Source organism: Streptomyces anthophorae (assembly GCF_049310305.1).
Taxonomy (GTDB): Bacteria; Actinomycetota; Actinomycetes; order Streptomycetales; family Streptomycetaceae; genus Streptomyces.
Genome location: NZ_JBLWQQ010000001.1, coordinates 3879309 through 3897442 on the forward strand (window position 1 = coordinate 3879309; position 18134 = coordinate 3897442).

Annotated in this window: 10 protein-coding genes; 3 read left to right on the forward strand and 7 right to left on the reverse strand. The window is 68.3% G+C overall.

All coding sequences use genetic code 11. The annotated features are described in order from the left end of the window. The first annotated feature begins 152 nt into the window (after positions 1-152). The 3 genes from ACNYS0_RS17360 (at position 153) to ACNYS0_RS17370 (ending at position 4711) form a co-directional block, all read left to right on the forward strand. Positions 153-1073 carry a LysR family transcriptional regulator gene (locus tag ACNYS0_RS17360; protein WP_422474681.1) on the forward strand — a complete coding sequence of 307 codons (921 nt, stop codon included), beginning with the start codon at positions 153-155 and terminating at the stop codon, positions 1071-1073. A 99-nt stretch (positions 1074-1172) separates the two neighbouring features. Continuing rightward, positions 1173-2519, forward strand: coding sequence for a trypsin-like serine protease (locus ACNYS0_RS17365; RefSeq protein ID WP_422474683.1), 1347 nt, complete (start codon positions 1173-1175; stop codon positions 2517-2519). Positions 2520-2728: 209 nt separating this feature from the next. Further along, positions 2729-4711, forward strand: a complete 1983-nt coding sequence (locus ACNYS0_RS17370) for a PIG-L family deacetylase (protein WP_422474685.1) — start codon at positions 2729-2731, stop codon at positions 4709-4711. Between the two features lie 110 nt (positions 4712-4821). Here ACNYS0_RS17370 and tuf read toward each other — a convergent pair whose 3' ends face one another. The 7 genes from tuf to rpoB form a co-directional block, all read right to left on the reverse strand. After that, complete coding sequence (tuf, locus tag ACNYS0_RS17375) at positions 4822-6015, reverse strand: elongation factor Tu (RefSeq protein WP_385755871.1); 1194 nt, start codon at positions 6013-6015, stop codon at positions 4822-4824. A 152-nt stretch (positions 6016-6167) separates the two neighbouring features. Further along, positions 6168-8294, reverse strand: coding sequence for an elongation factor G (fusA, locus tag ACNYS0_RS17380; protein WP_422474687.1), 2127 nt, complete (start codon positions 8292-8294; stop codon positions 6168-6170). Positions 8295-8333: 39 nt separating this feature from the next. Further along, positions 8334-8804 carry a 30S ribosomal protein S7 gene (gene rpsG, locus ACNYS0_RS17385; RefSeq protein ID WP_266713060.1) on the reverse strand — a complete coding sequence of 157 codons (471 nt, stop codon included), beginning with the start codon at positions 8802-8804 and terminating at the stop codon, positions 8334-8336. Between the two features lie 2 nt (positions 8805-8806). Next, on the reverse strand, positions 8807-9178 hold the full coding sequence (rpsL, locus tag ACNYS0_RS17390; RefSeq protein WP_003948652.1) for a 30S ribosomal protein S12: 372 nt from the start codon (positions 9176-9178) through the stop codon (positions 8807-8809). A gap of 265 nt (positions 9179-9443) precedes the next feature. Then, positions 9444-9965, reverse strand: a complete 522-nt coding sequence (locus ACNYS0_RS17395; RefSeq protein ID WP_422474689.1) for a DUF1707 and DUF4190 domain-containing protein — start codon at positions 9963-9965, stop codon at positions 9444-9446. A gap of 117 nt (positions 9966-10082) precedes the next feature. Beyond that, positions 10083-13982, reverse strand: coding sequence for a DNA-directed RNA polymerase subunit beta' (locus ACNYS0_RS17400; protein WP_422474691.1), 3900 nt, complete (start codon positions 13980-13982; stop codon positions 10083-10085). Between the two features lie 109 nt (positions 13983-14091). Then, positions 14092-17577: a DNA-directed RNA polymerase subunit beta gene (gene rpoB, locus ACNYS0_RS17405; protein ID WP_422474693.1), complete on the reverse strand. Its 3486-nt coding sequence runs from the start codon at positions 17575-17577 to the stop codon at positions 14092-14094. Positions 17578-18134: the final 557 nt, after the last annotated feature.

Here is an 18134-nt window from a genome sequence, read left to right on the forward strand (position 1 = left end):
GGGGGCCAATCGAGCCGAAGAGAGTACCCCCTCAGTGACGAAGGTCAAACCAGGGGTGTCCGTGTCGCACTGCCGCCGCCCCTCACCGTACGCCCCGCATTGGTCTGCACCAGCCCCTTGCTCCCGTTGCCCGCACGCCTCAAGCTCCCTTCATGGAGCTGGAGTTGCGGCATCTCAGGACGGTCCGGGCGATCTCCGATGCGGGCAGCCTCACCAGGGCGGCGACGGCGCTGGGGCTCGCGCAGCCCGCACTGAGCGCCCAGCTCCGACGCATCGAACGAACACTCGGCGGAGAACTGTTCGAGCGAGGGCGGCACGGGGTGCGGGCCACCGCCCTCGGTGAGCTGGTCCTGGAGCGGGCCCGGCTCGTGCTCCCCGCGGTGTCCGGGCTCCAGCAGGAGGCGACCCGGTTCGCCCACGCCCGGCGGGCCCGTGAGCGGCTGCGGATCGGCGGCACGCACGGGCCGCTGCTCGGCGCCCTGGTCGACCGGCTCGCCGAGGAGCTGCCGGACACCGCCGTGACGACCCGCGCCTCCTGGTCCGAGCAGGAGCTCGCGGACCACGTGGACCAGGGCCTGCTCGACTTCGCCCTGCTCGGCACCTGTGGCGCCGCTCCCCCGCCCGGTCCGCCCCACCTGGAGTGGCGGGAGATCGCCCTGGACCCGGTCTGCGTGATGCTGCCCGACGGGCATCCGGCGGCGCACCGCGGCGAGGTCGACCTGGCCGCGCTCGCCGGCGAGGCCTGGGCCTGTGTGCCGGGCGACGGCTGTTTCGCGGACTGCTTCACGGCGGCGTGCGCCCGCGCCGGCTTCGCCCCGCGCCGCATGTACGAGACGGACACCGCGTCCTGCGCGCACCTGGTGCGGGTCGGCCGGGCGGTGGGCCTGTGCCGGGCCACGTTCCCGCCGACGCCCGGCATCACGGTGCGCCCGCTCGCCGGGTCCCCGCTGCTGTGGCGGCATCTGCTGGGGCTGCACCCCGGCGCCCAGCACCCGGACACCGCCGCGCTCCTGTTCGCACAGGCACGGGCCGCGCACGCGGACGCCGCCCGCACCGCCGCGGAGCTTCCATAACGCGGGCCCCCGGGGTCGGATGACGTCTTATGCGGCCCGGCCCCGCCTCCTACGGTTTCGGCACCTTCCCACCGACACGACCGAAACCGAGGAGACGCCATGCTCCACAGACGCACCAGGGCCGTGTGCGCGGCCCTGACGACGTCGGCCGCGCTGATCGTCGCGGGGCTCGGCAGTTCCGCGACGGCCGCGCCCACGCCCCGGGCCGCCGAGACCCTCCGCGGCGACCAGGCCCCGACCACCCTGCTGAACGCCATGCAGCGGGACCTCGGCCTCGACCGCGCGCAGGCCCGCGCACGCCTGGCCAACGAGGCCGACGCGGGCGCCACCGCCGGAAAGCTGCGGCTCGCGCTCGGCCGGGACTTCGCGGGCGCCTGGGTGCGCGGCGCCGAGTCCGAGCGGCTGACCGTGGCGACGACCGACGCGGCCGACGTCCCCCGCATCGAGGCGGCGGGCGCCCGCGCCACCGTCGTGGCACACACCCTGACGGCGCTCGACTCCGCGAAGGCCCGCCTCGACCGGGCCGCGAAGCGCCACGACACCACGAAGACACCGGTCTGGTACGTCGACGTGGCCTCCAACTCCCTTGTGGTGGAGGCGAGTCGGCGCCCCGCCGCGGCCACGCTGCTGAGGGCGGCGGGGCTGGACTCCGGCCTCGTACGGGTCGTCGCGTCGAAGCAGCGGCCGCGGCCGCTGTACGACCTGCGCGGCGGCGACGCGTACTACATCAACAACTCCAGCCGCTGCTCGATCGGCTTCCCCGTCACCCGCGGCACCACGCAGGGCTTCGCCACGGCCGGGCACTGCGGGCGGGCGGGCAGCAGCACCACGGGGTCGAACCGGGTCGCCCAGGGCACCTTCCAGGCGTCGACCTTCCCGGGCAACGACATGGCGTGGGTGGCCGCCAACTCGTCCTGGACCGCGACCCCGTACGTCAACGGCTCCAGCGTCCAGGTCGCCGGTTCCACCCAGGCGCCGGTCGGCTCCTCCGTGTGCCGCTCGGGCTCCACGACCGGCTGGCACTGCGGCACGGTCCAGCAGCTCAACACCAGCGTCACCTACCCCGAGGGCACGATCTCGGGCGTGACCCGCACCTCGGTGTGCGCCGAACCGGGCGACTCCGGCGGCTCGTTCATCTCCGGCAGCCAGGCCCAGGGCGTCACCTCGGGCGGCTCGGGCAACTGCACCAGCGGCGGCACCACGTTCTTCCAGCCCATCAACCCGCTGCTTCAGAACTACGGCCTGACGCTGAAGACCACGGGCGGCGGCGATCCGGGCGACCCCGGAGACCCGGGCGACCCCGGCGGCACCTGGGCCGCGGGCACCGTCTACCAGGCCGGCGCCACGGTGACCTACGGCGGAGCCACCTACCGCTGCCTCCAGACCCACCAGGCCCAGTCCGGCTGGGAGCCCCCGAACGTACCCGCCCTCTGGCAGCGCGCATGACCGCGGCCTGAGGACACGCCTCGCCGTCGGCGCCACGGGGGCCGACGGCGAGGCGCCCGCGGGAGCGCTCGGCAAAGGCCCGGTACAGAGACCGAGGTCACCGGAACCCGCGCATCCCGTTGCCCCTCTGTTGAGGTGAACCACCTGAACAGAGGCGAGCGCCACCACTCCCGAACGCTGCCTCGGCAGCGAACGGAGTGCACGCCACTGTGCGCGAAAGACCCGCAACACCCCGTCCCCGCACACCCGTTGGACGCGGCCCCGCCCGCCGGAGCGCCCTCGTCGGCGGCGCCGCGCTCGCCGCCGCGGGAGCCCTCTCCGGCTGCTCCCGCACCGACCCGCCGCCGCGCACCACCGTCCCCTCCCCCGCCACCGGCCGCGCCGCCGCACAGGCCGAACGCGCCCTGCTGCTCCAGGTCCTCGCCCACCCCGACGACGACCTGTACTTCATGAACCCGGACACCCGGCACGTCCTCGACGCGGGCACCCCGGTCGTGTGCGTGTACGTCACCGCGGGCGAGGCCGACGGCCGCAACAAGACTCCGGCCGACCGGTCCCCCGCCCCCGACAAGGCCGCCTACTCCTCCGCCCGCCACCAGGGCCTGCGCCAGTCCTACGCGGCCCAGCTCGGCCTGCCCGTCTTCACCCGCTGGACCACGAGCGCCGTCCAGCTGCCCGGCGGCTTCCAGGTCGAGGTCGACTCGCTCCAACACCGCGGCCGCAGCGTCGAGTTGGTGCACCTGAACCTCGGCATGCACACCCCCGAGGGCCACATGGGCGTCCCCGCTCTCTGGCGCGAACCGGGCCTGCTGCTGCGCACCCTCGTCCCCGTGGGCTCCCCGCTGCGCGCCGTCCAGACGTACGACCGCGAGTCCCTGGTCGACGTGCTCGTCGCGCTCTTCGAGCGGTACCGGCCCACCCTCGTGCACACCCTCGACCCGGACCCCGACATCCAGCACAGCGACCGGCTCACACGGGTCCGCGACAGCGAGCAGCCGGGGTACTCGGACCACGCCGACCACACGGCCGTCGCCTGCTTCAGCTGGGCCGCGCTGATCCGCTGGTCGCAGCGGGCCAGGGGCGGGCCGCCCGCGTTCGCCGCCACCGCCTTCCGCGGCTACTACAACAACCACTGGCCGAAGAACCTGCCGCCGCGGGTCCTGAAGGAGAAGGCCGCCCAGCTCGTCCCGTACGGCGCCGCCCCGGACTGGAACTGCGGCAACCCGTCGGGCTGCGGCGACTACAACGTCGGCGGCGACCGCCCCCTCACCAACCGCAAGGGCTGGGTCCGCGCCACCCACTACCGGTATCCCGGGCCCCGGCTCGCCCTCGTCCCGGCCGCCGGCGGACGGCTCACCGCGTACGGGGTGCTCGGCCTGCGCGCCGTCCGGTACACCGAGAGGGACGGGGAGTTCGGGGACCCGGCCGACCTGGGCGGCGGCCCCCTCGCCCCGTCGCTCACGGCGCTCGCGCTCCCCGACGGCCGCCACCTCGTCATCGGCCTGCGCCTCGCGTCCGTCGAGCACGGCGCCGACGTGCGCGAGATCGTGGCCCTGGAGCGGCAGGCGTGGAAGGGCCTCGGCAACCCGGAGAGCGATCCCGACCGCGGCCGCCGCATCGGCGTCCCGGTGGCGGTCGCCGCTCCGGACGGCCGTGTCCACCTCTTCGTACGCAATGCGGGGTACGGCGTCAGCACCCGGGTGCGGGACCGGTCCGGGGCCTGGTCCCCGTGGCGCGACCTCGGCGGCGGCCCGGTCCAGGACGGGCTCACGGCGGTCGTCCACGACGGGCGGGTGCACGTCTACGCCCCCGGACGCGACACCGTGCACCACTGGACCCCCGACGGACCCGCGCCGCTGCCGGGGCTGCCCGCACCCGCCGACGCCGTCGCCGCGTCCGGCGGCCGGCTCTTCTACCGCCCGCCGGCCTCCGCCGAGCTGCTGTCCACCGGCGGCCCGCGCGTCGACTTCCCCGGGTACGGGCCGGTGGCCGCGGCCGGCCCGCACCTCCTCGGCCGCGACACGAGCGGCCGGATCCAGCTCCACCACGCGGGCCGCACCACCCGCCCGAGCACGGCGCCGGTCACCCTGGACGGACCCGCCCTGGCCCTGACCTCCCGCGGCCCCGCGGCGGCCGGCCTCTCCCCCGACGCCCGCCCGTGGCTGTGGCGGCCGACGCAGGCCCGCGCGTAACCGGCGGCAGGACGGCAGACAGCAGAAAGGGCCCGTACGACCGAAGTCGTACGGGCCCTCTCAGGTGCTCAAGGAGCTACCAGGCATCAAGCCCAACAGGTAAGTGAGACTTACTTGTTGATCTTGGTGACCTGGCCGGCGCCCACGGTCCGGCCACCCTCACGGATGGCGAACTTCAGGCCCTCTTCCATGGCCACGGGCTGGATCAGCGAGACGGACATCTCGGTGTTGTCGCCCGGCATGACCATCTCGGTGCCCTCGGGGAGGGTCACAACGCCCGTCACGTCCGTCGTACGGAAGTAGAACTGCGGACGGTAGTTGTTGAAGAACGGCGTGTGGCGGCCACCCTCGTCCTTGGACAGGATGTAGGCCTGGGCCTCGAACTCGGTGTGCGGCGTGACCGAACCGGGCTTGATGATGACCTGGCCGCGCTCGACGTCCTCGCGCTTGATGCCACGGAGGAGCAGACCGACGTTCTCACCGGCCTGGCCCTCGTCGAGCAGCTTGCGGAACATCTCGATGCCGGTGACCGTGGTGGTGGTCTTCTCGGTCTTGATGCCGATGATGTCGACGGTCTCGTTGACCTTGAGGACACCACGCTCGATACGACCGGTGACGACCGTGCCACGACCGGTGATCGTGAAGACGTCCTCGATCGGCATCAGGAACGGCTTGTCGACGTCGCGCTCCGGGGCCGGGATGGCCTCGTCCACGGCGTGCATGAGCTTGAGGACCGAGTCGCCCCACTCCTTGTCGCCCTCGAGCGCCTTGAGCGCCGAGACCTTGACGACCGGAACGTCGTCGCCCGGGAACTCGTACTCGGAGAGGAGCTCACGGACCTCGAGCTCGACGAGCTCCAGGATCTCCTCGTCGTCCACCATGTCGGCCTTGTTCAGGGCGACGACGATGTACGGAACGCCGACCTGGCGGGCCAGGAGCACGTGCTCCTTGGTCTGCGGCATCGGGCCGTCGGTGGCGGCGACCACGAGGATGGCGCCGTCCATCTGCGCGGCACCCGTGATCATGTTCTTGATGTAGTCCGCGTGACCCGGGCAGTCGACGTGGGCGTAGTGACGCGCCTCGGTCTGGTACTCGACGTGCGCGATGGAGATCGTGATACCGCGCTGGCGCTCCTCAGGAGCCTTGTCGATCTGGTCGAAGGCCGAGGCCTCGTTCAGGTCGGGGTACGCGTCGTGCAGCACCTTGGTAATGGCGGCCGTGAGGGTCGTCTTACCGTGGTCAATGTGACCGATGGTGCCGATGTTGACGTGCGGCTTAGTCCGCTCGAACTTCGCCTTCGCCACTGGGTCCTCCTGTGGAGTGGTTCTGTACGCCTTGCTTCATCGGCGCCAGGTGATCTTTGCTGGATAGCCGGGGCCCCGGGGCATTTCACGGTCGTTGCCGGGAAATGCCCCAAGAGCTCCGGAGTCAAGCCTAAAGCGTGAACTCGAGTGAGTTACTCGCCCTTGGCCTTCGCGATGATCTCCTCGGCGACGTTCCGCGGAACCTCGGCGTAGGAGTCGAACTGCATCGAGTAGCTCGCGCGACCCGACGTCTTGCTGCGGAGGTCTCCGACGTAGCCGAACATCTCCGAGAGCGGGACCAGGCCCTTGACGAGGCGGGCGCCCATCCGCTCCTCCATGGCCTGAACCTGGCCACGACGGGAGTTGATGTCACCGATGACCTCGCCCATGTAGTCCTCGGGCGTGGTGACCTCGACGGCCATCATCGGCTCGAGGAGCACGGGACCAGCCTTGCGCGCACCCTCCTTGAACGCCTGCGAACCGGCGATCTTGAAGGCGAGCTCGGAGGAGTCGACCTCGTGGAAGGCACCGTCGAGCAGCGTGATGCGGACACCGGTCATCTCGTAACCGGCGAGGATGCCGAACTGCATGGCCTCCTGGCAGCCGGCGTCGACCGAAGGGATGTACTCCTTCGGGATACGACCACCGGTGACCTTGTTCACGAACTCGTACGAGGCGTCGCCGCCCTCGATCGGCTCGATCGCGATCTGCACCTTCGCGAACTGGCCGGTACCACCGGTCTGCTTCTTGTGCGTGAAGTCGACACGCTCGACCGACTTGCGGATGGTCTCGCGGTACGCGACCTGCGGCTTGCCGACGTTGGCCTCGACCTTGAACTCGCGGCGCATGCGGTCGACGAGGACGTCGAGGTGGAGCTCGCCCATACCACCGATGATGGTCTGGCCGGTCTCCTCGTCCGAGTGAACCTGGAAGGAGGGGTCCTCCTCCGCGAGACGCTGGATGGCGACACCCAGCTTCTCCTGGTCACCCTTGGACTTGGGCTCGATGGCGACCTGAATGACCGGCGCCGGGAAGTCCATGGACTCCAGGATGACCGGGTTCTTGTCGTCGGACAGCGTCTCACCGGTGGTGGTCTGCTTCAGGCCCATGACGGCGACGATGTCACCGGCGCCCACCGACGCGATCTCCTCACGCTTGTTCGCGTGCATGCGGTAGATCTTGCCGATGCGCTCCTTCTTGCCCTTGACGGAGTTCAGCACCGCGGTGCCGGCCTCCAGGCGACCCGAGTAAACCCGGATGAAGGTGAGCTTGCCCAGGTGCGGGTCGCTCGCGATCTTGAACGCGAGGGCCGCGAGCGGCTCGTCCTCGGACGGCTTGCGCGCGACGACCTTCTCCGGGTCCTTCACGTCGTGACCCTCGATGGAGTCGACGTCAAGGGGGGTCGGGAGGTAGCGCACGACCGCGTCGAGCAGGGGCTGGACGCCCTTGTTCTTGAACGCGGTACCGCAGAACACCGGGGTGACCGTGGTGTCGGCGGACTTGCCGGACGCGATGGTGATGCGACGGATCGCGGCGTACAGCTGCTCCACGGTGGGCTCGGTGCCCTCCAGGTACAGCTCCATCATGTCCTCGTCGTTCTCCGCGACGGCCTCAAGGAGCTTGCCGCGGTACTCGTCCGCAGCCTCCTTGTGCGTGTCGGGGATCTCGACGGTGTCGTAGGCCTCGCCCTTGGCGGCCTCGGCCGACCAGACGTACGCCTTCATCGTGACGAGGTCGACGACACCCTGGAAGTCGGCCTCGGCCCCGATGGGGAGCTGCATGACGAGCGGCTGGGCGCCCAGGCGGTCCGAGATCATGTCCACGCAGCGGTGGAACTCGGCGCCGGTACGGTCCAGCTTGTTGACGAAGCAGATGCGGGGCACGCCGTAACGGTCGGCCTGACGCCACACCGTCTCGGACTGCGGCTCGACACCGGCGACACCGTCGAACACGGTCACGGCACCATCGAGCACACGCAGGGAGCGCTCCACCTCAACGGTGAAGTCGACGTGCCCAGGGGTGTCGATGATGTTGATCGTGTAGTCGTTGTCCTCGAGCGGCCAGTGGCAAGTGGTGGCAGCAGACGTGATCGTGATGCCACGCTCCTGCTCCTGCTCCATCCAGTCCATCGTGGCAGCGCCGTCGTGGACCTCACCGATCTTGTACGAGACGCCGGTGTAGAACAGGATCCGCTCAGTGGTGGTCGTCTTGCCCGCGTCGATGTGGGCCATGATGCCGATGTTTCGGACCTTGGCCAGGTCAAGTGAAGTGGTAGCCATAAGGCTTCAGTCTTCTCTCGGTCTCGATGTGGGTTGCGACTACCAGCGGTAGTGCGCGAAGGCCTTGTTGGACTCGGCCATCTTGTGCGTGTCCTCACGCTTCTTGACGGCAGCACCGAGGCCGTTCGAGGCGTCGAGCAGCTCGTTCGTCAGACGCTCGGTCATCGTCTTCTCGCGACGGGCGCGGGAGTAGCCGACGAGCCAGCGGAGCGCGAGGGTGTTGGCACGACCGGGCTTGACCTCGATCGGCACCTGGTAGGTCGCGCCACCGACACGGCGGGACTTGACCTCAAGGGTCGGCTTGATGTTCTCAAGCGCGCGCTTCAGGGTGATGACCGGGTCGTTGCTGGTCTTCTCGCGCAGGCCCTCCATGGCGCCGTACACGATGCGCTCGGCGGTGGAGCGCTTGCCGTTCAGCAGCACCTTGTTGATGAGGGAGGTCACCAGAGGAGAACCGTAGACCGGGTCGATGATGACCGGGCGCTTCGGGGCGGGGCCCTTACGAGGCATTCTTACTTCTCCTTCTTGGCGCCGTAGCGGCTGCGGGCCTGCTTGCGGTTCTTGACACCCTGGGTGTCGAGCGAACCGCGGATGATCTTGTAACGAACACCGGGCAGGTCCTTCACACGGCCGCCGCGCACGAGCACGATGGAGTGCTCCTGCAGGTTGTGTCCCTCACCCGGAATGTAGGCCGTGACCTCGATGCCGCTGGTCAGACGCACACGCGCGACCTTACGGAGGGCCGAGTTCGGCTTCTTCGGGGTGGTCGTGAACACACGCGTGCAGACGCCACGGCGCTGGGGCGAACCCTCAAGCGCGGGCGTCTTGTTCTTCTCGACCTTGTCCTGCCGGCCCTTCCGGACCAGCTGCTGGATCGTAGGCACTACTTCTCCGGTTTCTGTGTGCCGAGTAGTAAAGCTAACCTGGAACGTTTCCCGACCCACGCGGTCGGGTGTGTCGAATACTGCAGACCCCCACCGAGGGCGGGAAAACGGCAGATTGCGGTGGCCCTGATCGGACTCGCCGTGCGGCTGATGACACGCACACGAGCCCAGGCACACCCCAGGCACAAGGTCTGAGCGTACCTATCTCATACGCTGTGGTCAAAACAAATACCCCGGAGCCAGGACACGCCGGGCGCGACGGCTCCTACCTGCCGGTCGCCGACACCACGGCCAACACGATGATCAGGCTCCAGAAGGCCACGAACAGCCACCCGAGCACCAGCCCGGCCACCGCCATGCCGTCGCCCGTCTCGCCCCGCTCACGGATCTCCTTGCGCGCCATGTGGCCCAGGATCACCGCGGGGATGCTGGACACCCCGCCGCTGAAAATCGTGCCCACACCGCACACCAGGGCCCCGATCGCCTTGCCGTTGGTGGCCGGCGGCGGGGGCGGCAGGAACGTCCGCGGCACGCCCATCATCATCTGCTGCTGCGGCGCTGGCCCCTGCGGCAGGTCGGCGACCAGCATGGTCAGCTCCCCCACCGTGCGCGCCTGATAGGCCCGCTCGATCCGGCGCTCGTACTCGGCCTGCTGGAGCCGCCCCTCGGCGAAGCCCGCGCGCAGCACATCGACGGCGCGCTCCCGGTCCGCATGCGCGGCCAGCATCGACGGCTGATGACCCTGCTGGCCCGGCCACGGGACCGGCTGCCACGACGGATTCGACACGAGACCACTCCCCCGGGACCCGGACATGTTGTGGCGTCCATCATGCGTCAATACGCCGCAGGGCGGCCACCCCGGTGTCCCGGGGTGACCGCCCTGCGGTTTCAAGCAGCTGCTCGCTTACTGGTTGTACGGACCGTAGTCGTAGTCCTCCAGCGGAACGGCCTGGCCGGAGCCGGTGCCGAACGGCGAGTAGTCGATGTCGTCGTAGCCGACGGCCGAGTACATCGCGGCCTTGGCCTCCTCGGTGGGCTCCACCCGGATGTTGCGGTAGCGGGACAGACCCGTACCGGCCGGGATGAGCTTACCGATGATGACGTTCTCCTTGAGGCCGATGAGGCTGTCGGACTTGGCGTTGATCGCCGCATCCGTCAGGACTCGGGTCGTCTCCTGGAAGGAGGCGGCCGACAGCCAGGACTCCGTCGCCAGCGAGGCCTTGGTGATACCCATCAGCTGCGGACGGCCGGAGGCGGGGTGACCGCCCTCGGTGACCACACGACGGTTCTCGCCCTCGAACTTCGAGCGCTCGACCAGCTCGCCGGGCAGCAGCTCGGCGTCGCCCGACTCGATGATCGTCACGCGGCGCAGCATCTGCCGGATGATGATCTCGATGTGCTTGTCGTGGATCGACACACCCTGCGAGTTGTAGACCTTCTGGACCTCGCCGACCAGGTGCACCTGAACCGCACGCTGGCCGAGGATGCGCAGCACGTCGTGCGGGTTGGTGGCACCCACGGTCAGCTTCTGGCCGACCTCGACGTGGTCGCCCTCGCCCACCAGGAGACGGGCACGCTTCGAGATCGGGAACGCCGTCTCGTCGCTGCCGTCGTCCGGGGTGACGACGAGCTTCTTGGTCTTCTCGGTCTCCTCGATGCGGACACGGCCCGCGGCCTCGGAGATCGGGGCGACACCCTTCGGCGTACGAGCCTCGAAGAGCTCGACGACACGGGGCAGACCCTGGGTGATGTCGTCACCGGCCACACCACCGGTGTGGAAGGTACGCATCGTCAGCTGGGTACCGGGCTCACCGATGGACTGGGCGGCGATGATGCCGACCGCCTCACCGATGTCGACCAGCTTGCCGGTGGCCAGCGAGCGGCCGTAGCAGAAGGCACAGGTGCCGACCGCGGACTCACAGGTGAGCACCGAGCGGGTCTTGACGATCTCGACGCCGTGGGCGACGAGGGCGTCGATGAGCACGTCACCCAGGTCGACGTTGGCCGGCGCGATGACCTTGCCGTCGACGACGATGTCCTCGGCGAGCATGCGGGCGTAGACGCTGGTCTCGACGTCCTCGGTCTTGCGCAGCACGCCGTCGGCGCCGCGCTCCGCGATCTGGAGCTTGAGGCCACGGTCGGTGCCGCAGTCCTCCTCGCGAATGATGACGTCCTGCGAGACGTCCACCAGACGACGGGTCAGGTAACCCGAGTCGGCGGTACGCAGGGCGGTGTCCGCCAGACCCTTACGAGCACCGTGAGTCGAGATGAAGTACTCCAGCACCGACAGGCCCTCACGGAAGGAGGCCTTAATCGGGCGCGGGATCGTCTCGTTCTTGGCGTTCGACACCAGACCACGCATACCCGCGATCTGACGCATCTGCATCATGTTTCCTCGGGCACCCGAGTCAACCATCATGAAGATGGGGTTGGTCTTCGGGAAGTTCGCGTTCATCGCCTCGGAGACCTCGTTGGTCGCCTTGGTCCAGATCGCGATGAGCTCCTGAGTGCGCTCTTCCTTCGTGATGAGACCGCGCTCGTACTGCTTCTGGACCTTCTCGTCCTGCGCCTCGTAGCCCGCGACGATTTCCTTCTTCGCCTCGGGAACGACGACGTCGGAGATGGCCACGGTGACGCCGGAGCGGGTGCCCCAGTAGAAGCCGGCCGCCTTCAGGTTGTCGAGCGTCGCCGCCACGATGACCTTGGGGTAGCGCTCCGCGAGGTCGTTGACGATCTCGCCGAGCTGCTTCTTGCCGACCGAGTAGTCGACGAACGGGTAGTCCTCGGGCAGCAGCTCGTTGAAGAGCGCGCGGCCCAGGGTCGTCCGCAGCCGGAAGCTGTCACCCGGCTGGTACTCGGGCTCACCCTCCTCGACGGGCGGCGGGGTCCAGCCGCGCGGCGGCATGGTGCCCACCGGGAAGCGGATGTCGACGGCCGACTGGAGAGCCAGCTCGCCGGCGTCGAACGCCATGGTCGCCTCGGCCGTGGAGCCGAACGCGCGGCCCTCGCCCTTGGTGTCACGGAGCTCACCGTCGGTGGTGAGGAAGAACAGACCGAGGACCATGTCCTGGGTCGGCATCGTCACCGGACGGCCGTCGGCGGGCTTGAGGATGTTGTTCGAGGACAGCATCAGGATGCGGGCCTCGGCCTGCGCCTCCGCGGAGAGCGGCAGGTGCACGGCCATCTGGTCACCGTCGAAGTCCGCGTTGAACGCGGTGCAGACGAGCGGGTGGATCTGGATGGCCTTGCCCTCGACCAGCTGCGGCTCGAAGGCCTGGATGCCGAGGCGGTGCAGGGTGGGAGCACGGTTCAGCAGAACCGGGTGCTCGGCGATGACCTCTTCGAGGACGTCGTACACGACCGTGCGGCCGCGCTCCACCATGCGCTTGGCGCTCTTGATGTTCTGCGCGTGGTTCAGGTCGACCAGACGCTTCATCACGAACGGCTTGAAGAGCTCCAGTGCCATGGCCTTCGGCAGACCGCACTGGTGCAGCTTCAGCTGCGGACCGACGACGATCACGGAACGCGCGGAGTAGTCCACACGCTTACCGAGAAGGTTCTGACGGAAACGACCCTGCTTGCCCTTGAGCATGTCGCTCAGGGACTTCAGCGGGCGGTTGCCGGGACCGGTGACCGGGCGACCACGACGACCGTTGTCGAAGAGGGCGTCCACGGCCTCCTGGAGCATGCGCTTCTCGTTGTTCACGATGATCTCGGGCGCACCGAGGTCGAGAAGGCGCTTCAGGCGGTTGTTGCGGTTGATGACGCGGCGGTACAGGTCGTTCAGGTCGGAGGTCGCGAAGCGGCCACCGTCCAGCTGCACCATCGGACGCAGGTCCGGCGGGATGACCGGCACGCAGTCGAGCACCATGCCCTTGGGGCTGTTGCTGGTCTGCAGGAACGCGGAGACGACCTTGAGGCGCTTGAGCGCACGGGTCTTCTTCTGGCCCTTGCCGGTACGGATGATCTCGCGGAGACGCTCGGCCTCCTCCTCGAGGTCGAAGGTCTCGAGGCGCTTCTGAAGCGCCGCGGCACCCATCGAACCGTCGAAGTACGTGCCGAAGCGGTCACGGAGCTCGCGGTAGAGCAGCTCGTCGCCCTCGAGGTCCTGGACCTTGAGGTTCTTGAAGCGCGACCAGACCTCGTCCAGACGGTCGATCTCGCGCTGCGCACGGTCGCGCAGCTGCTTCATCTCGCGCTCGGCACCCTCGCGCACCTTGCGGCGCACGTCGGCCTTGGCACCCTCGGCCTCGAGCTCGGCCAGGTCGGTCTCGAGCTTCTTGGCGCGGGCCTCGAGGTCCGAGTCGCGACGGTTCTCGATCTGCTGACGCTCGACCTGGACGTGCGCCTCGAGGGAGGGCAGGTCGCGGGTACGACGCTCCTCGTCGACGAACGTGATCATGTACGCCGCGAAGTAGATGACCTTCTCGAGGTCCTTCGGGGCGAGGTCGAGCAGGTAGCCCAGACGCGACGGGACGCCCTTGAAGTACCAGATGTGGGTGACGGGAGCGGCCAGCTCGATGTGGCCCATCCGCTCACGGCGCACCTTGGCGCGCGTGACCTCCACGCCACAGCGCTCGCAGATGATGCCCTTGAAGCGGACACGCTTGTACTTGCCGCAGTAGCACTCCCAGTCCCGGGTCGGACCGAAGATCTTCTCGCAGAAGAGTCCGTCCTTTTCGGGCTTGAGGGTGCGGTAGTTGATGGTCTCGGGCTTCTTGACCTCGCCGTGGCTCCACTGACGGATGTCGTCAGCGGTGGCCAGACCGATCCGGAGCTCATCGAAGAAGTTGACGTCGAGCACTATGCGTCAATCCCTCTCAGGGTTGTAAGTCTGTGGTCTGAAACGGGGGTCGAGGGGTGCCGGCCAGGGGCCTCTCGGTGAGGAGAGGGCCCCCGGCCGACGACTCCCGTCAGACCTCTTCGACGCTGCTCGGCTCGCGCCGGGACAGGTCGATGCCGAGCTCCTCCGCTGCGCGGAAGACGTCCTCGTCGGTGTCGCGCATCTCGATGGACATGCCGTCCGAGGACAGCACCTCCACGTTGAGGCACAGGGACTGCATTTCCTTGATGAGCACCTTGAAGGACTCGGGAATGCCGGGCTCGGGGATGTTCTCGCCCTTGACGATGGCCTCGTAGACCTTCACGCGGCCGGTGACGTCGTCGGACTTGATCGTCAGCAGCTCCTGGAGGGCGTAGGCGGCGCCGTATGCCTCGAGCGCCCACACCTCCATCTCACCGAAGCGCTGACCACCGAACTGAGCCTTACCACCCAGCGGCTGCTGGGTGATCATCGAGTACGGGCCGGTCGAACGGGCGTGGAGCTTGTCGTCGACCAGGTGGTGCAGCTTGAGGATGTACATGTACCCGACCGAGATCGGGTCCGGGAACGGCTCGCCGGAGCGGCCGTCGAACAGCCGCGCCTTGCCGGACGGGAGGACCATGCGGTCGCCGTCGCGGTTCGGGCGGGCGTTCTCGAGCAGACCCGCGAGCTCGTCCTCACGCGCACCGTCGAAGACCGGCGTCGCGAGGTTCGTCCGCGGCTCGACCTGGTCGGCACCGATCGCCTGCAGGCTCTGGGCCCACTGCTCGGTCAGGCCGGAGACGTCCCAGCCCTGGCTGGCGAGCCAGCCGAGGTGGATCTCCAGGACCTGTCCCGGGTTCATTCGGGACGGCACACCCAGCGGGTTGAGGATGATGTCGACCGGGGTGCCGTCCTCCAGGAACGGCATGTCCTCGATCGGGTTGATCTTCGAGATGACGCCCTTGTTGCCGTGACGGCCGGCGAGCTTGTCACCATCGGTGATCTTGCGCTTCTGCGCCACGTAGACACGAACCAGCTGGTTCACGCCCGGCGGCAGCTCGTCGCCCTCTTCGCGGTCGAAGACGCGGACGCCGATGACCTTGCCGATCTCACCGTGCGGCACCTTCAGCGAGGTGTCGCGCACCTCGCGCGCCTTCTCACCGAAGATCGCGCGGAGCAGGCGCTCCTCCGGCGTCAGCTCGGTCTCACCCTTGGGCGTGACCTTGCCGACCAGGATGTCGCCGGCGACGACCTCGGCACCGATACGGATGATGCCGCGCTCGTCGAGGTCGGCGAGGACCTCCTCGGAGACGTTCGGGATGTCCCGGGTGATCTCCTCCGGGCCGAGCTTGGTGTCACGGGCGTCGACCTCGTGCTCCTCGATGTGGATCGAGGAGAGGACGTCGTCCTGCACGAGGCGCTGCGACAGGATGATCGCGTCCTCGTAGTTGTGACCCTCCCACGGCATGAACGCCACGAGCAGGTTCTTGCCGAGGGCCATCTCGCCCTCTTCGGTCGCGGGACCGTCGGCCAGGACCTGGCCGGTGATGATCCGCGCGCCCTCGTCCACGACGACCTTCTGGTTAACAGAGGTGCCCTGGTTCGAGCGGGAGAACTTGTGCAGGCGGTACGTGCTGTACGTGCCGTCGTCGTTGGCGGTGGTGATGTAGTCCGCGGAGACCTCCTGGACCACACCGTCCTTGTCGGCCTTGAGCACGTCGCCGGCGTCGGTGGCGCAGCGGTACTCCATGCCGGTGCCGACGAGCGGCGCCTCGGACTTAATGAGCGGCACGGCCTGACGCATCATGTTCGCGCCCATGAGGGCACGGTTGGCGTCGTCGTGCTCGAGGAACGGGATCATCGCGGTCGCGACCGACACCATCTGGCGCGGCGAGACGTCCATGTAGTCGACGTCGTCACCGGGGACGTAGTCGACCTCTCCGCCACGACGGCGGACCAGGACACGGGCCTCGGCGAAACGCATGTCGTCGGACAGCGGCGCGTTGGCCTGCGCGATGACGAAGCGGTCCTCCTCGTCGGCGGTGAGGTAGTCCACCTCGTCGCCGACGACGCCACCGGTCACCTTGCGGTACGGCGTCTCGATGAAGCCGAAGGGGTTGATCCGGCCGTACGAGGCGAGCGAGCCGATCAGACCGATGTTCGGGCCTTCAGGGGTCTCGATCGGGCACATGCGGCCGTAGTGCGAGGGGTGCACGTCTCGGACCTCGAAGCCCGCCCGCTCACGGGACAGACCACCCGGGCCGAGGGCGTTCAGACGACGCTTGTGCGTCAGCCCCGACAGCGGGTTGTTCTGGTCCATGAACTGGGACAGCTGCGAGGTACCGAAGAACTCCTTGATCGACGCCACCACGGGGCGGATGTTGATCAGGGTCTGCGGCGTGATCGCCTCGACGTCCTGGGTCGTCATGCGCTCGCGCACGACGCGCTCCATACGGGCGAGACCCGTACGGACCTGGTTCTGGATGAGCTCGCCGACGTTACGGATACGACGGTTGCCGAAGTGGTCGATGTCGTCGGTCTCGACGACGATCTCCCGGCCCGACTCGCCCACCGTCTCCGTCTCGCCCGCGTGCAGCTTCACGAGGTACTTGATGGAGGCGATGATGTCGTCGGTCGTGAGCACGCCGGCGTCCAGCGGCTCCTCGGCACCGAGCTTCTTGTTCACCTTGTAGCGGCCGACCTTCGCGAGGTCGTAGCGCTTCGGGTTGAAGTAGAGGTTCTCGAGCAGCGTCTGCGCGGCCTCGCGCGTGGGCGGCTCGCCCGGACGCAGCTTGCGGTAGATGTCGAGCAGCGCGTCGTCCTGGCCCTGGGTGTGGTCCTTCTCCAGGGTGGCGCGCATGGACTCGTACTCGCCGAACTCCTCGAGGATCTGCTCGGTGGTCCAACCGAGAGCCTTCAGGAGAACGGTGACGGACTGCTTGCGCTTGCGGTCGATGCGCACACCGACCATGTCGCGCTTGTCGATCTCCATCTCCAGCCAGGCACCCCGGGACGGGATGATCTTGGCGGAGAAGATGTCCTTGTCGGACGTCTTGTCGATGGAGGAGTCGAAGTAGACACCCGGCGAGCGGACCAGCTGGGAGACAACGACACGCTCGGTGCCGTTGATGACGAAGGTGCCCTTGTTGGTCATGAGCGGGAAGTCGCCCATGAAGACCGTCTGGGACTTGATCTCGCCGGTCTCGTTGTTGGTGAATTCGGCGGTGACGAAGAGCGGAGCCGCGTACGTGAAGTCGCGCTCCTTGCACTCGTCGATGGAGTTCTTCGGCGGTTCGAAGCGGTGGTCGCGGAAAGTCAGGGACATCGACCCGGAGAAGTCCTCGATCGGGGAGATCTCCTCGAAGATCTCCTCCAGACCGGACTTCGTGGGGACGTCGTGACCCGACTCCAGAGCCTCCTCGACCCGACTCTGCCAAGCGGTGTTGCCGAGCAGCCAGTCAAAGCTCTCGGTCTGCAGCGCGAGCAGGTTCGGAACCTCGAGAGGCTCCTTGATCTTTGCAAAGGAGATGCGCAGCGGGGCGGTGCTTGCGCCGTTGTTCGTATTCGCGGTCGAGGCGTTGCGCGAGGCGGCCAAGAGGGGGTCCTTCCGAGGGCTCGGACTCACTACGCGCGTACCGGTCCCAAGCCATACAACGGGACAGAGCCCCTGATCTGGCATATGGCCAGGTCAGAGCCGATTTAGTCCACGGTGCTGAGGCGAGGGCATGCCCCTGGTGACGGGCAGGGAGCAGCTAACAGGCAGCGCAAAGGGACAGTGTAGCCAGAAGGCTCACTGATGTCCAGTGCGGGTTTTTTGAGACCCTCGTTGTCTTCAACCATTCACCGTCTGCGGCGTTCCCTGTGCGCTGAGCTAGCGCACATCCTTACTGCCCTCTTCGCCGTCGATCCATGCCTCGGATCCGGATCGTTGTGACGACGCGTCCTGAGAATTGCGCGCTGCGTGCTGTTCGTCAAGGCCCCCTCTTGGCCGAACAGGGGTGGCGCCAGGCACAACGAAGATCACCATACTCTGCACGTCCGACAGTGCAAGGCACCCTCGGCCTGCGATCCGGACAACGCCGAAGGGCGACCACCCAACTGGGTGATCGCCCTTCGGTACCTCGGCGTTACAGCTCCCGGGGGAGCAGTTTC

Coding starts and splice junctions, on each gene's coding strand:
- ACNYS0_RS17360 (WP_422474681.1), top strand. CDS start 153: ATGGAGCTGGAGTTGCGGCATCTCAGGACGGTCCGGGCGATCTCCGAT.
- ACNYS0_RS17365 (WP_422474683.1), top strand. CDS start 1,173: ATGCTCCACAGACGCACCAGGGCCGTGTGCGCGGCCCTGACGACGTCG.
- fusA (WP_422474687.1), bottom strand. CDS start 8,294: ATGGCTACCACTTCACTTGACCTGGCCAAGGTCCGAAACATCGGCATC.
- rpsG (WP_266713060.1), bottom strand. CDS start 8,804: ATGCCTCGTAAGGGCCCCGCCCCGAAGCGCCCGGTCATCATCGACCCG.